We start from the raw sequence: 14365 nt of genomic DNA on the forward strand, positions 1-14365 counted from the left end.
TTCATTTATAGTCTTACTGATTTCGAATTTAATAATTCAGGATTTGCAGAAATACTGAGTCTATCAATTAAATAATCCAACACATAGCTTGTAACATATTTTGCTAATAATACCGGTACAGCATTACCAATTTGCTTATATTTTTCATTTAATCGATTATTTTCACTTACATTTTCTCTATTACCATCAGAAAATTCAAACCAATCAGGAAATGTTTGTATTCTTGCACATTCTCTTACTGATAAGCGTCTATTCAGATTACCTTGAAAAATCCATTCTGTACTAGAAACTTTCTTCATAGGTTCGCCACCTGGATACTGAGGGGCTTGTCTGCCAGAAGCCTGTATTGTATAAGAAACATCGTTCCATCCCTTTTTTCTATTCCGCGACATATACATAGAACTATAACTACTATCAAAAACATCTTTAGGATTTTTAGGTAAATCACCAATAGCATCACTCAAAGTTACTAATGGCTCTTGTAGAGTACCCGTAATCGGTAATGGATATTCATATTGATATTCTTCATGAATATCATTTCTCACGCCTACGATAAATACACGTTCTCTTGATTGAGGCACATAATAATTTTCCGCATTTAATAATTGTACAGTTACATAATAGCCAGCTGCTGCAAAATCTTCTTTAATTTGCTGTAATACCTGACCATGAGCCATTGTAGTTAATCCTTTAACATTCTCTGCTATAAAAACTAACGGCTTAGAATCCATTAAAGCTCTAATATAATGGACATAAAGAAAATTGCGTGGGTCATCTAATAACCTAGGTCCTGCTACACTAAATCCAGGGCATGGAAATCCACCAAGCATTAAATCACTTTTGGGAAAGTGAGTAACTTTTCGAATATCGCGTGTATCTTGAATACCATGTGCCAACAAATTTCGTTTATAACTTAAATTAGCAGCCATATAATTATCATTACTATAAACTACATTCAAAATTTCATTAGCAAATTTGTGAAATTCTTTTTTGTTATTATAACTACTATAAAAAGCCTTTTCTCCAAAATATTGATTAATTGCTGCTAGTTCTGTTCCTAAGTCTAATCCACCAGCTCCACTAAAAAGTGACAAAATATTAATCTTACTAGCATCATATTTTGCATTTAAAAAAAGATTTTTTTCAAAATTTATACTTTCTTTTGTTTGATTTTTTTTAGCTTCCTCTTTTTCTTCCTCAATTTTTTGCTTTAAAACAGAGGTCACTTCTTTTGAATTCATAGAAAGTGATGAAATAAACTTCTTTTCTTTTTTAGCCATATCAATACTCCTTATGAAGAATAGAATATCACATAAAAACCGACTTGGCCAGTATATACTTTAGTGTAAAAATAATATTGTAAAAACAAATAAAGTCGAAAGTGAGAATTACATATGAAAGCCAAATCAAACGTCCTCATAGCCTTACGTAACATTTTAAAGCACAACTCTACCAGATTAACACCAATATACAAATCAAACGGTTCAGCGAATGCCACAGGTGATAACCTAGAATTTTTTATAAAAGATATGTTCTGCTGGAATGCATTACAGTATTCTTATCAAGAACAAAAAGAAATGGAATATAAAAAATTATTTTCTTGGACCGGAGATTCTACACATTTTCCTGATCTAATAATTAAAGGTGGAGCAGGTGTTGAATCAAAAAAAGTTAATGATGATTCCTATAGTACGGTTCCATTGAACAGCTCTTATCCTAAAGATTATATAACACGTGAAACACAAAATTATCCAAAGGATTCATTAAAAAATGAACCCATTCTTGATTGGGATACAAAACCTGTTATTTACGCAGTTGGAAACCTAAATACTAAAAATCCTCAAAATTTAAATCAATTAAAAAGTTTATGGTTTGTTTACGGTAATACTATGGTTCCGAAAAATCAATATTATCAAGATATAATAAAAGGTATTCGGAATTCAATTCAAAAAAGCGCTCAATCCAATATAGATTGGATTAAATCAAAAGAACTCGCTCGTGTTCATGGAATCGACAAGCTTAAAAGAACTAATATGAGAATCAGGGGTATGTATGAACTTCAACACCCTGAAAAAATTTTTAATAAATACATTAATGGTATCGCTATACCAGAAAATAAAAGCAAAATTTATGTTGTCCTATTAGATTCAGATCTAAATGAACTCATTCAAGATATGGGTCAAGAATGGGAAAATTTATCAAAAGAATTAGATACTTATAAAGCAGCCGGTAATCTTTTTGTTAAAAATATTAACTTACCTGATCCAAACGGCATTAAACTTAATTTACCAGCTACATTATTTGCAGGATATACTGACTAATTTATAGAAAGGACCTACTTATGTTTAATTCAGATATTGAAAAAATCAAAGATCCAGAAACAAAGAAATATTTAAAAGAAGTTATTTCATCTTTGGAAAACAAAAATTATAGATCTGCTATTGTTATGCTTTACGTAGTAATAATAATTGATCTAATATCGAAATTACGTGAGCTTAGAGATTTTAAAGCAAGCAAGCGTGCTACAAATATATTAAACAGTTTAAATAACTCAAACACTAAAGCTGGTTATTATGAATCTATTGAAAATACTCTTATAGACAAAATAATGAAACGAAAATCCAATGAAGATCAATCTGAATCTGTAAGTTGGCTTTTAAGTGATTCAGCTTTAGCAACTATAAATTGTGTTAAAAGCTATCGAAACTTGTGTGCTCACCCTAGTTTCGACAAAAACATATCCGATAAATTAATAGAGCCAAGTAAAGAATTAGTTACTGGATTAATTAGAAGTTGTTTTGACAATATTTTTTTACGCTCTGCCAATTTTGGTAAAGACGTTTTTTCAACACTTACTGATGATTTAGCTCAAAATAAAGATTATTTCATAAAATTAGGAAATGATTCTTTAAAAGAGTATCTAATCACAAATTACTTAAATAGATTCAATGATGATACATATAAATATATTGTTAGCAATTTATTCAAAGAAACTTTTTGTAGAGACAGAGACATCGAAAATCAAAATAGAAAAATCAATTACACAGCTTTAACTATATTAATACATTACGATTTTAGTAAAGCAAATGATGCACTTAAAAATTCCATTTACTATAATCAAATATTAAAAAATGATGATGTAGACCATTATTTAAGTTTATTATTTAGATCATTTCCCAGTTTATATTCTGATATACCGAGTTATTACAAGGATGAATTAAAAAGATATTCAACTACAACATCAACTTTACAATTAGAAAATTTCTTTATTGATTCTAGTGATATTATTCAACACGAAAATAAAATATTTAATTCTAACTGGTATAAAAACTGTGCTCAAGAACTAACTACTAACAGTGAGCTTGACAATTTATATCTTATTTACTCTAGAAACGGCAACTATAATAACTTCTATAAACTGTTAAACAGTCTATATGCATCAGCTTATAACTTTAATGTAGCTGATACATATTTCAAATTATTTATCACTCCATATTTAAATAAATATGATAAAGAATCAATACTTGATTTAATCAGTAAAGCAGACAAAAATGATCAATGTTATGCCAGAAATTGGTCTAAATATGATCACAGGCAAGTATTTGAAGCATTAAACAACGTACTTAAAGATCCATTATCAGAAAAGAAATTCAAACAAAAATATCCTAATTTTTGTTGCTATTGGAATTAGACATAAAAAAGCAGGCTAATTAACCTGCTTATCGTACTATTTCAGATACTCTCAATTATCAAACACACTACAAACACAAAAATTATTATTGTGTTTATCAATGTGTTTTTTTACTTTAAATTATACTTAATTCATATTTTTTCAAAATATACAAAAACCTTTCAAGTACTGTTCTAATAGAACTTTTTTGAAAGGCTTTGAAACTTAAACTTATTAATTTATGCTGACTAGAGGATTCGAACCTCCGACCTCATCATTACTAATGACGTGCTCTGCCAACTGAGCTAAGTCAGCATTGTCTTACTTGACAACGATATTAATTAAACCATATTATCTGGAGATATGCAAGTCATTTTTGACCTTTTTTTATTTTCTGTTATGATTATCTAGTGTTAAACATTAGTATCATTAATAACAAAGCAAATTTAAGAGAAGGAGTATCTTTTTATGGCAGACATATCACCAATTGTCAGCCAATTACCTTGGCTGTTGCGAATCATCATTGCTGCCCTGTGTGGAGCACTAATTGGCTATGAACGAGCAATTCAACGTAAAAGTGCTGGCATCAGAACTCACGTTGTAGTTGCGATTTCATCAGCACTTTTCATGATTATTTCAAAGTATGGTTTCGCTGATATCTATAAGCTAGACGGCATGGCACTTGACCCCTCACGGATTGCCGCGCAAATTGTTTCAGGAATTTCTTTTATCGGCGCTGGTACTATTCTAGTTAAGCGGCAACAGGTATCTGGCTTAACCACTGCTGCTGGTATCTGGGCAACAGCTGCTATCGGCATGGCGATTGGCTCAGGACTGTACTTCATCGGCATTATGTCAACTGTACTGCTATTCATTATTCAAATGATCTTCCACGATGATACTTTGTTAGATAAGTTTATTCGCCACATTCGCTTCAATATCCAGATTGAAGCAGTTAACAAGCATGGCATTTTAAAGACGATTGAAGAAGAACTAGCCGTTAATCATGTAGAGAACGTTTCCGTCAAGATCCTTTACGTGAATGATGAAAGAATCATCTTTCACGTTGATAGCGTAATTAATAATAATATTGATGAAAATGATATCATTATGGCCTTGCGTAAATATCCAGATATTAAGCGAATCAGTTATGCAGGACTAGATAAATAGTCACAATTGCTAAGTAATGGTTAATTCCATTGCTTATTTTTTACCTTTTAAAAGTAAAACTACTACAATATATTAAATGAAAGGAGTAATTTTATGGCAAATCCACTCGATTATTTACGTTGGCGTGGTGATCTGACTTTGCAGGAGAAGCCATTCAACAGCATTGATGCTGCTTTAATCTCATCAATCATGTATTTACCTGCTGATGACTCTGTCGTCAACCATACTTTAGGAGAACTTACTCAAAAGCTGGCAAAATTGCCTTCCTTTCAACACCAAATGCATGATGAAACTGGCGCCGAAATTGTATTACTATCCCAAAGTCCACGACTTGCACAATTAAAAATCCTTGATTGGACTGACAGACTAGAAAAAGAACCACATCCTCTGCAGTTCACAGCTGCCACCTTTTCCCTTGATGAGCAAACAATCGTGATTGGTTATCGCGGTACTGACAGTACCATGATTGGCTGGAACGAAGATCTGCTTATGAACTATCAACCAGAAATTTATGGTCAAAGTGTTGCCGCACAATATTTAACTGACATTGCTCAGAAATTTCCTAATAAGAAGATCTATCTAGTCGGCCATTCTAAGGGTGGTAATTTTGCACAATATGCCTTAAGTGCTGTTCAGCCAGAAATTCAAGATAGAGTTATTCAAGCTTTGAGCTTCGATGGATTGGGCTTTTTTAGTCAAGTTTACTCTACCCAAGGTTTTGTGCGAGCAATGCCAAAGATGAAAACATACATTCCACAGGGATCAATTTTTGGCGCAATGCTTGATCATCCTGAGCACACCATGGTTGTCAAAAGTACTGTCAGTATGCGTAAACAACACGATCCACGACGCTGGAGTGTTGGTCGCGATAGCTTTACCCTTGCTCAAGGATTGGCTCCTGGTAGCCGCATCATTCGCCATGCACTGATCAATTTTAATCAAAACATCCCAGAAAATCAGCGTGGAGCAACTTTTTCGGCATTGTTTGAAGCTTTCGAAAACTTCGATATTAATGAACTGTATCAGCTAACTAATAATAAACTATTGGGCACTTATAAAATGGGGCGAGTCTTTCTATCACTTGACTCAGATCAACGACAATTATTTACCCATGCAATCAGCGATCTTTGGCACTCATACAAGAATAATTTAACTCTGCCAACTACTGCTAATAATTATGAATTGTATCCAAAAAGCAATGATTCTTATAAAGCTCCTATCTTTTATGAATTTTATGATATTTCAAAACCTAATTTGAAATTACCACCTGAAATCGAGCAAAAGCTGCATTAATGTTTCATGTGTAACACAAAAAAGGCTAAGCAATGACTTCATTGCTTAGCCTTTTTTAACTAGCTATTTTTTAGCTTTATCTTTGACATCATCAAATTTGTCTTTGACAGTATCAGCGGCATCATGCATCTTTTCTTTAGCCTTACCAGCAGTCTTTTGGGCTTTGCCTTCAACTTCTTTAGCTTTACCCTCTACTTTATCTTTAAAATCTTTTTCAGCCATAATTATCTGTCCTTTCCAACAAATTAATAATATAAGTTTATACTCTAATCATACAATCTTAGTAAAATAAATTCATTGAAAATGCTTCATTTTAGCTAAAAAGTTTAGCAATAAATAACCACTAATCTAACAATTACCCATTTGGCTGATCATGACTGTAATCAAGATTAGAAAAGCGATTATACGGCTTAGAGAACATCAGCTTGATAGTGCCACGACTCCCAGAACGATTCTTTTCAATAATCACTTCTACTTCACCGTTGTCGTCTTCGGCTCCAACTTCAGTCTGACTCTCGTCATCTTCATCTTCTTCACGATAATAATCATCCCGATATAAAAACGACACAATATCCGCATCCTGCTCAATCGAACCAGATTCACGAATATCTGACAACACCGGACGCTTATCTTGACGCTGCTCAACCGAACGTGATAATTGCGATAGTGCAATAACTGGCACATGAAGTTCCTTAGCCAACTTTTTAAGTTGCCGCGAAATAGCAGAGACTTCTTGTTGACGTGATTCACTACGAGGGCCTTCAATTAGCTGCAAATAGTCAATCACAATTAAACCTAGATTGCCCTGTTCTTTAGCCAGACGCCGCGCTTGTGCCCGAATTTCACTCATTTTAATGCCCGGCGTATCATCAATATAAATCTTAGCAGTCGCCAAAGACCCAGAAGCAACTATCAACTTGCGCCATTCTTCTTCATCGAGTTGCCCCGTACGCAAGTGTTGGGAATCAATTAATCCTTCAGATGCAAGCATTCGCTGCACTAGTTGCTCCCCGCTCATTTCTAATGAAAACATTGCTACACTTTTATCCGTGTGCAAGCCAACAAATTGTGCCACATTTAGCGCAAAAGAAGTTTTACCAACACCTGGCCGCGCTGCAATAATTACTAATTCATCATTATGAAAGCCAGTGGTCATTTTATCCAGTTCAGCAAATCCAGTTGGTAAGCCGGTAACCATGTCCCCGTCTTCTGGAATATTATTAATTTCTTCAATCGTCGAATTAACAATTTCTTTGATTTCGCGAAAACCACTAGTATTATTTTCTGAAGAAACATTCAGAATTTCACTTTCAGCATCATCCAAAATGTCAGTGACATCATCAGCATCTTGAACAGCAGTCGTAATAATTTTTTGACTGGCAGAAATTAGGCGCCGTAAAAGTGCCTTACGATGAACAATCTCAGCATAATAGGTAACGTGAGCGGCAGTCGGTGTAGCAAGTGCTAATTCCGAAACATAGGCAATTCCGCCAATATCGTCTAATTGGTTCTTTTTCGTTAATTCATCTTGCAAAGTTAGCGGATCAATCGGAGCTTCACGGTCTGATAGCTCTAACATTGCTTGAAAAACTAACTGATTAGCCCTTTTATAAAAATCATCCGTTTGGACAACACTACTGGCATCCGCAATAGATTCAGGATCAATAAAAATAGCTCCTAAAACAGCCTTCTCCGCTTCATCATCATGCGGAATTTGTTGTGAGACAATATTATCCATTAATTATGACCACTTTTAGTAAACTTCAATCCAGTACAATTAATCTTGTTCAGTAACATGAACACGAATTTTAGCTTCTACACCCTTAAATAACTTAACTGGAACATTGGTATAGCCAAGTGCCTTGATTGGTTCAGGTAAGTTTAACTTGCGTTTGTCAACTTTAATTCCAAATTGTTGTTCTAAGCCTTCAACAATTTTTTTGCTAGAGATTGAACCAAACAAACGTGCATCTGTTCCAGCCTTTGACTTAAAGTTAACAACAGTTGCATCTTTTTCAAGCTCTGCCTTAACTTTTTGTGCTTCTGCCTTTTCTGCTTCATAAGCAGCCTGCTCATTTGCGTTACGTCTCTGTAAGGTGTGCATATTGGCCTTAGTAGCTTCTTTGGCTAATCCACGCTTAAACAAAAAATTCTGCGCATAACCATCTGGCACATTTTTAACTTCACCACGCTTACCGCGTCCTTTAACATCTTCAGTAAAAATAACCTTCATGATTTTTCTCCTTTATTCATTTTCTTTTTCATAAGTATCAACCGCTTCGGTTAATTTTGCAAGTGCTTGTTCAATTGTTAGATCTTTAATTTGTGTAGCAGCATTAGACAAATGACCACCACCACCTAATTTTTCCATAATGACCTGAACATTGATGTCTCCCATCGACCGTGCAGATATTCCGATTGTTTCCTTATCACGTCGAGTTATTGCAAAACTTGCCTCAACATTTTCTAAATCAAGTGCTGTATCAGCTGCCTGCGCCGTTACAATCGGATCAATCACTTTATCATCTGGACCACATAAAACTGCCATTTGCGGCTTAATCATCTTCAATGTCGAAACTAACTGGTTACGCTCAAGAAAGCTATCAAGGTTCTCTTTTAACAACTCACTGACGCCAGTCGAACTTGCGCCAATCGAACGTAAATAGCTAGCTGCATCAAAGGTTCTAGTTCCAGTCCGTAGCGAAAATTCTTTAGAATCCACTGTAATCCCTGCAAGCATTGCAGTTGCTTCGATTTCAGTCAAGACTCGTTTACCAGAACGCGGTTGCTGATACTCAATCATTTCTGTCACTAATTCACACGCCGAAGAAGCATAAGGTTCAACGTAAGTTAACATTGGATTTTCTGGAAACTCTTCACCGCGACGATGGTGATCAATTACAATAATGCGATTTTTCAGCCGGTCATACAATTCTTTAGCATAAGTAATTGAATACTTAGAATGATCAACCATCACTAACATTGATTTATTAGTCACTTTTTCTAAAGCATCTTTAGGAGTAATTAGTAAGTCAGCTTCTTCTTTACTCTTTTGCATCTGAGCAACTAACCGACCAACATCATAATTAGTTTTATTAACGTCTAATACAAAATTAGCCTTAACATCGTGCAATTGCGCAATTTTGACAACCCCGATACCACTACCAATTGAGTCCATATCAGGATTGGCATGACCAACCACGAAGACCCGATCCGCTTCTTTAAATAACTCACTAATGGCTTGGGAGACCATCCGCGCACGAACCCTAGTCCGTTTCTCCATTGGATTCGACTTGCCACCATAAAATCGGACATCTTTACCAGGTTGCGATAACACCACTTGATCGCCGCCACGTCCTAAAGCTAAGTCTAGATTTGATTGTGCCTGATCGGCCAGTTCTGTAATTGAACTACTGCCAAATGCAATTCCGACTGATAATGTTAATGGTGTATTGTTACGACTGGTTTCCTGTCGCATCTTGTCCAAGACTGAAAACTTATCTTGTTCCATCTTAGTTAAGTCTTGCATATGTAACAATAGCAAAAAGTGGTCTTCATCAATTCGCTTTAAATAAGCATTAAACCCTTTGGCATAATTACTCAAAGTGTTTTGCACGTATGAACTCATATTGGTCAATTCTTGGTCATGCATGGTTTCACTTAATTCATCATAATTATCAATGAAAACTTGACCAACTGCCAGCAATTCATCATTATACCTTTGCTCAATTTCAGCATAGCGAGTAATATCCAGTAGATAAACCACACCTAAATTGTCTTGAATACTGATTTCAAATTGATGACCATCCCACTCTACAACTCGATTTTCGTTTGTTTTAGCAGCTAAAGCTTCATCAATTAACTTATTCAAAGCAGGATCAACTGCCTTAATTTTATGCCCAATCAAGTCGTCATCTTTGAGATAAAGCTGCAAATATGGATTAACCCATTGAATTTGCCGACTTTCATCATAGAGTAAGATCCCAAGTGGCATCTTGATCATTGCTTCTTGCTCACTGCGTTTGATGCGATACGACAAGCTAACTGCAAAATTATTGGCATTGCCGGCTAAAATGTAAGCACCGTATATCGTAATTGCAACAGTTAAAATAAAAATTACCACCATTGCTAATCCAAACAGCGGATTCATAATCATCGCAATAATACTACCCAAAAGCGATAAAGCCAAGATGATCACTACCGAAGCCATCAAGCGTGAATCTTTAATAAAAGCAGGGAATTCATTACGTAAAAAATCTTTCATGCAAGATCCTTCCTAAATTAATGTAAAATACATTACCCTTATTATACCTTGTATCCCCTCGATAAGAAACTCCCCAATATCATGCTTAAAATAGCGTACAAAAAAATGCGGAAAGTTTATTCCCACATTTTAATTTTTTATTTTGATTGTTTAATCTTCAGTAACAAATGGTAACAAGCCCATAATGCGAGCTCTTTCAATTGCCTTAGCTACTTTACGTTGATTTTTAGCGCTGGTGCCAGTGACACGACGTGGTAAAATTTTACCTCTCTCTGAGATAAAACGTTTCAACAGATCAACGTCTTTGTAGTCAACGTAATCAATATGATTGGCTGCGATAAAATCAACCTTACGACGATGACTGCCACCTCTTCTTTGTTGAGCCATATCCTAGACTCCTTTCTTTAAAAGTTTAGAATGGGAGATCGTCATCAGAAATGTCAATCGTATCACCAGAGCCTGCAAACGGATCTTTAGGCGTATTGGCTTGGTTGTTATTCGGCATATTCTGATCAAACGATCCCATATTTTGCGAATTATTAGTGTTTTGACCACCAAAATTCGCATTATTATTCGGTGTATAACCACCATTTTGACCACGGGTTTCACGATCTTTACGTGATTCAAGCAGTGAGAAATTGTCAACAACAACTTCGGTCACATAGACTCTTTGCCCGTCTTTATTATCGTAAGTTCTGGTTTGAATTCGGCCGTCAATTCCAACAAGTGAGCCTTTAGAAGTAAAGTTACAGAAATTTTCTGCAGCCTTACGCCAAATTACACAACTGATAAAATCCGCACCTCTCTCACCTTGAGCGTTAGTAAACTGACGATCAACAGCAAGAGTAAACGTAGCAACCGAGATTCCACTCCCAGTAGTACGCAATTCAGGATCACGTGTTAAACGGCCAACAAGTACAACTCGATTAATCATACTTCATGTCCTCTCTTTCCTAAATCACGAAAACGATAATAAAATTACTTGTCCAACTTAACAGTCATTGAACGTAAAACAGCAGTGTCAATCTTAGACAAACGATCAAATTCGTTAACTGCGTCAGCGTTATCAGCAGTGAAAGTCATAATGTGGTAAGTACCTTCACGATACTTATCGATTTCATATGCAAAATGACGCTTTTCCCAGTCTTTAGATTCAACCATTGTACCGCCGTTATCAGCAATAACCTTATCATAATTTTCAGTTAGCGCTTTTTTTGATTCCTCATCAATATCAGGCTTAATAATATAAGTTATTTCGTACTTAGTAGTTGTCATACTAGTGCACCTCCTTTTGGTCTAAATGGTTCTTGCTAAAATCAAGAACAAGGAGTAATGAATTTATTACTCGCAATCTCTAATTTTAGCACATAAATAAAAAAATTACCAAACTATCTTCACGTGATCCCCTGAGAAATTTTTACTCTAAAGATAATTACGTAAAAAAGCTTGCTAATTTTTTTCGTTTTTAAATTAATAATTTATAACTAGTCAACCGCTTCAGTTGAATCAGAAACTACTTCTTGGTCAGCTTCAGCAGGTACCAGTGCTAGACTTGCTACTTTACTTTGGTCATTCACTTTGATTAACCGCACACCGACCGTACTTCGACTGGTCTGCGACACATTGTCAATCTTAAAACGAATCATAATCCCGTCATTAGTAATTACCATGATGTCTTGGCTACCATCAACTACTGTAACACCAGCAAGTGGCCCATTCTTTTCGGTAATATTAACGGTCTTAATTCCTTTACCACCACGACCTTTAACCGGATATTCCTTAGCCGAGGTACGTTTCCCGTATCCTTTTTCAGAAATAACTAAAACTTCATCGCTATCCTTGATCGTACCATCACCAACAACATAGTCACCGGCGCGTAAATTAATCCCGCGCACGCCAGCAGCAGTCCGTCCCATTGAACGAACCACTTGCTCGCTAAAGCGAACCGCATAACCTAAATGGGTCCCAAGCAAGATAGTTTGTTGACCATCTGTCGTTAAAACATTGATTAATTCATCGCCATCACGCAGAGTCAATGCAATCAACCCACTATTTCTAATATTAGCAAATTCACTAACCTTGGTCCGTTTAACTGATCCTAACTTAGTAACAAAGAAGAGATATTGATCATCAGCATCTTCTGGAATATTAACAATCGTCTGAATTCGCTCACCTTTTTCTAATTGCAGCAAATTGACAATTGGCAAACCTTTAGCTGTTCGACTAAATTCAGGAACTTCATAAGCCTTCTTGGAATATACCTTACCCTTGTTAGTAAAGAATAGCAGCATATCGTGGGTACTTGCATAAATTAGCTTTTCAATAAAGTCGCCATCTTTGACGCCCATTCCTTTGATACCTTTACCACCACGATTCTGAGTCTTAAACTCATTGATTAGCATGCGCTTAATATAACCGCTATGTGTTAGCGTCAATAAGACATCTTGCTTTTCAATTAAATCTTCATCTTCAATTGAAACGACTTCGCTAGCACCAATTTCAGTGCGACGCTTATCGCCAAAGCGTTTTTGAATATCTAGTAATTCATTGTAAATAATTTCATTAATTCGTTCAGGCTTCGCTAAAATATCTTTGTAATCAGCAATTTTGGCTTGCAATTCACTATATTCAGCTTCCACCTTATCACGTTCTAGTCCGGTCAGTCGGACCAATCGCATATCCAAAATCGCTTGTGACTGCTTATCATCAAGTCCAAAACGACTAATTAGAGCGGCTTTAGCAATATCGCTTGAGTTACTTTCACGAATAATATGAACGATTTCGTCAATATGGTCAAGGGCAACTTTTAACCCAGCCAGGATATGTGCTCGTGCCTGAGCTTTCCCAAGTTCAAACTTAGTTCTACGAGTTACCACATCTTCTTGATGACGCAGATAATGTTGCAGCATTTCCTTAACAGTCAAGAAATGCGGCGCACCATCAACGATCGCCACCATATTCATCCCAAAATTAGCCTGCATTTGTGTTAACTTAAATAAATTATTTAAGATTACACTAGCACTGGCATCACGGCGGATATCAATTGTAATTCGCATCCCAGATTGATCGGATTCATCCCGCACACCAGTAATACCATCGATCGTCTTGTTACGTGCTAAATCAGCAATTTTCTTAACTAGTTCTGCCTTATTAACTAAATATGGCAACTCACTAACGACAATTCGTTCACGCCCACTCTTTTCAGTTTCAATCTCAGTCTTAGCGCGAACGACAATATTACCACGACCAGATTCATAAGCGCGATAAATGCCGCCACGTCCCATAATAATCCCGCCAGTTGGAAAATCTGGACCCGGTATGGCCTTCATCAATTCCTTAGTGGTAATATCCGGATTATCCATTAGCAAATGAATTCCACTGATTACTTCTGACAAATTATGTGGCGGAATATTCGTAGTCATTCCAACAGCTATTCCGCTAGAACCATTAACTAGCAAATTAGGAATCCGTGCCGGCAATACAACCGGCTCATTTTCCTCATCATCATAGTTACGTTGCCAATCAATCGTATTCTTATTGATATCACGCAGCATCTCTACCGCGATTTTACTCATCCGCGCCTCAGTGTAACGCATTGCGGCTGGCTCATCACCATCAACAGAACCAAAGTTACCATGGCCATCAACCAGCATGTACCGATAACTAAAATCTTGCGCCATATGCGCCATTGCTAAATAGATCGAAGAATCGCCATGGGGGTGAAATTTTCCCATTACTTCCCCGACAATTCTAGCTGATTTTTTATAAGGCTTATCAGGAGTTACGCCTAATTCACTCATTCCATATAAGATTCGCCGTTGAACAGGCTTTAGACCATCTCGAACATCAGGCAAAGCCCGCGCAACGATAACTGACATCGCATAATCTAAGAATGAACTATTCATCACGCTAGTCAAATCAACATTAGTTATCCGATGATCTTGACCTTGATTGTCATTATTCATTTA

General features: G+C 36.0%; 13 protein-coding genes and 1 tRNA gene. 4 read left to right on the forward strand and 10 right to left on the reverse strand.

The features are described from left to right. Positions 1-5: 5 nt before the first annotated feature. A complete protein-coding gene (gene dcm / locus OZX59_RS06170) occupies positions 6-1280 on the reverse strand; it encodes a DNA (cytosine-5-)-methyltransferase (protein ID WP_277125277.1) in 1275 nt (424 codons plus the stop codon). 114 nt (positions 1281-1394) lie between these two features. Here dcm and OZX59_RS06175 point away from each other — a divergent pair, with 114 nt between their 5' ends. Both OZX59_RS06175 and OZX59_RS06180 read left to right on the forward strand, forming a co-directional pair. Next, positions 1395-2321, forward strand: a complete 927-nt coding sequence (locus OZX59_RS06175) for an NgoPII family restriction endonuclease (RefSeq protein ID WP_277125278.1) — start codon at positions 1395-1397, stop codon at positions 2319-2321. A gap of 20 nt (positions 2322-2341) precedes the next feature. Next, a complete protein-coding gene (locus OZX59_RS06180) occupies positions 2342-3691 on the forward strand; it encodes a hypothetical protein (RefSeq protein WP_277125280.1) in 1350 nt (449 codons plus the stop codon). Positions 3692-3912: 221 nt separating this feature from the next. Here OZX59_RS06180 and OZX59_RS06185 read toward each other — a convergent pair. Next, positions 3913-3985 (reverse strand) — tRNA-Thr (locus OZX59_RS06185). Positions 3986-4138: 153 nt separating this feature from the next. Here OZX59_RS06185 and OZX59_RS06190 point away from each other — a divergent pair. Both OZX59_RS06190 and OZX59_RS06195 read left to right on the forward strand, forming a co-directional pair. Beyond that, positions 4139-4840, forward strand: coding sequence for an MgtC/SapB family protein (locus OZX59_RS06190; protein WP_277125282.1), 702 nt, complete (start codon positions 4139-4141; stop codon positions 4838-4840). A 93-nt stretch (positions 4841-4933) separates the two neighbouring features. Further along, positions 4934-6133 carry an Mbeg1-like protein gene (locus tag OZX59_RS06195; RefSeq protein ID WP_277125284.1) on the forward strand — a complete coding sequence of 400 codons (1200 nt, stop codon included), beginning with the start codon at positions 4934-4936 and terminating at the stop codon, positions 6131-6133. Positions 6134-6196: 63 nt separating this feature from the next. On the opposite strand, the gene OZX59_RS06200 is transcribed toward OZX59_RS06195, so the two are convergent. The 8 genes from OZX59_RS06200 to gyrA all read right to left on the reverse strand — a co-directional run bounded on the left by OZX59_RS06200 (position 6197) and on the right by gyrA (position 14362). Beyond that, complete coding sequence (locus OZX59_RS06200) at positions 6197-6355, reverse strand: CsbD family protein (protein ID WP_277125286.1); 159 nt, start codon at positions 6353-6355, stop codon at positions 6197-6199. Between the two features lie 133 nt (positions 6356-6488). After that, entirely contained in the window at positions 6489-7871 is a 1383-nt protein-coding gene (dnaB, locus tag OZX59_RS06205) for a replicative DNA helicase (protein WP_277125288.1), read from the reverse strand. Between the two features lie 39 nt (positions 7872-7910). Next, positions 7911-8366 carry a 50S ribosomal protein L9 gene (gene rplI, locus OZX59_RS06210; protein WP_277125289.1) on the reverse strand — a complete coding sequence of 152 codons (456 nt, stop codon included), beginning with the start codon at positions 8364-8366 and terminating at the stop codon, positions 7911-7913. 12 nt (positions 8367-8378) lie between these two features. Next, on the reverse strand, positions 8379-10397 hold the full coding sequence (locus tag OZX59_RS06215; RefSeq protein ID WP_277125291.1) for a DHH family phosphoesterase: 2019 nt from the start codon (positions 10395-10397) through the stop codon (positions 8379-8381). Positions 10398-10547: 150 nt separating this feature from the next. Beyond that, a complete protein-coding gene (gene rpsR, locus OZX59_RS06220; RefSeq protein ID WP_277125293.1) occupies positions 10548-10784 on the reverse strand; it encodes a 30S ribosomal protein S18 in 237 nt (78 codons plus the stop codon). A 25-nt stretch (positions 10785-10809) separates the two neighbouring features. Then, complete coding sequence (ssb, locus tag OZX59_RS06225) at positions 10810-11331, reverse strand: single-stranded DNA-binding protein (RefSeq protein ID WP_277125295.1); 522 nt, start codon at positions 11329-11331, stop codon at positions 10810-10812. A gap of 44 nt (positions 11332-11375) precedes the next feature. Continuing rightward, positions 11376-11672 (reverse strand): 30S ribosomal protein S6, encoded by a 297-nt coding sequence (gene rpsF, locus OZX59_RS06230; protein ID WP_277125296.1) that lies wholly within the window; start codon positions 11670-11672, stop codon positions 11376-11378. A gap of 209 nt (positions 11673-11881) precedes the next feature. Next, entirely contained in the window at positions 11882-14362 is a 2481-nt protein-coding gene (gyrA, locus tag OZX59_RS06235; protein ID WP_277125298.1) for a DNA gyrase subunit A, read from the reverse strand. Between the last annotated feature and the right edge of the window lie 3 nt (positions 14363-14365).

The organism is Lactobacillus sp. ESL0681 (genome assembly GCF_029392835.1).
Lineage (GTDB): Bacteria > Bacillota > Bacilli > Lactobacillales > Lactobacillaceae > Lactobacillus.

Coding starts and splice junctions, on each gene's coding strand:
- dcm (WP_277125277.1), bottom strand. CDS start 1,280: ATGGCTAAAAAAGAAAAGAAGTTTATTTCATCACTTTCTATGAATTCA.
- OZX59_RS06175 (WP_277125278.1), top strand. CDS start 1,395: ATGAAAGCCAAATCAAACGTCCTCATAGCCTTACGTAACATTTTAAAG.
- OZX59_RS06180 (WP_277125280.1), top strand. CDS start 2,342: ATGTTTAATTCAGATATTGAAAAAATCAAAGATCCAGAAACAAAGAAA.
- OZX59_RS06190 (WP_277125282.1), top strand. CDS start 4,139: ATGGCAGACATATCACCAATTGTCAGCCAATTACCTTGGCTGTTGCGA.
- OZX59_RS06195 (WP_277125284.1), top strand. CDS start 4,934: ATGGCAAATCCACTCGATTATTTACGTTGGCGTGGTGATCTGACTTTG.
- OZX59_RS06200 (WP_277125286.1), bottom strand. CDS start 6,355: ATGGCTGAAAAAGATTTTAAAGATAAAGTAGAGGGTAAAGCTAAAGAA.
- dnaB (WP_277125288.1), bottom strand. CDS start 7,871: ATGGATAATATTGTCTCACAACAAATTCCGCATGATGATGAAGCGGAG.
- rplI (WP_277125289.1), bottom strand. CDS start 8,366: ATGAAGGTTATTTTTACTGAAGATGTTAAAGGACGCGGTAAGCGTGGT.
- OZX59_RS06215 (WP_277125291.1), bottom strand. CDS start 10,397: ATGAAAGATTTTTTACGTAATGAATTCCCTGCTTTTATTAAAGATTCA.
- rpsR (WP_277125293.1), bottom strand. CDS start 10,784: ATGGCTCAACAAAGAAGAGGTGGCAGTCATCGTCGTAAGGTTGATTTT.
- ssb (WP_277125295.1), bottom strand. CDS start 11,331: ATGATTAATCGAGTTGTACTTGTTGGCCGTTTAACACGTGATCCTGAA.
- rpsF (WP_277125296.1), bottom strand. CDS start 11,672: ATGACAACTACTAAGTACGAAATAACTTATATTATTAAGCCTGATATT.
- gyrA (WP_277125298.1), bottom strand. CDS start 14,362: ATGAATAATGACAATCAAGGTCAAGATCATCGGATAACTAATGTTGAT.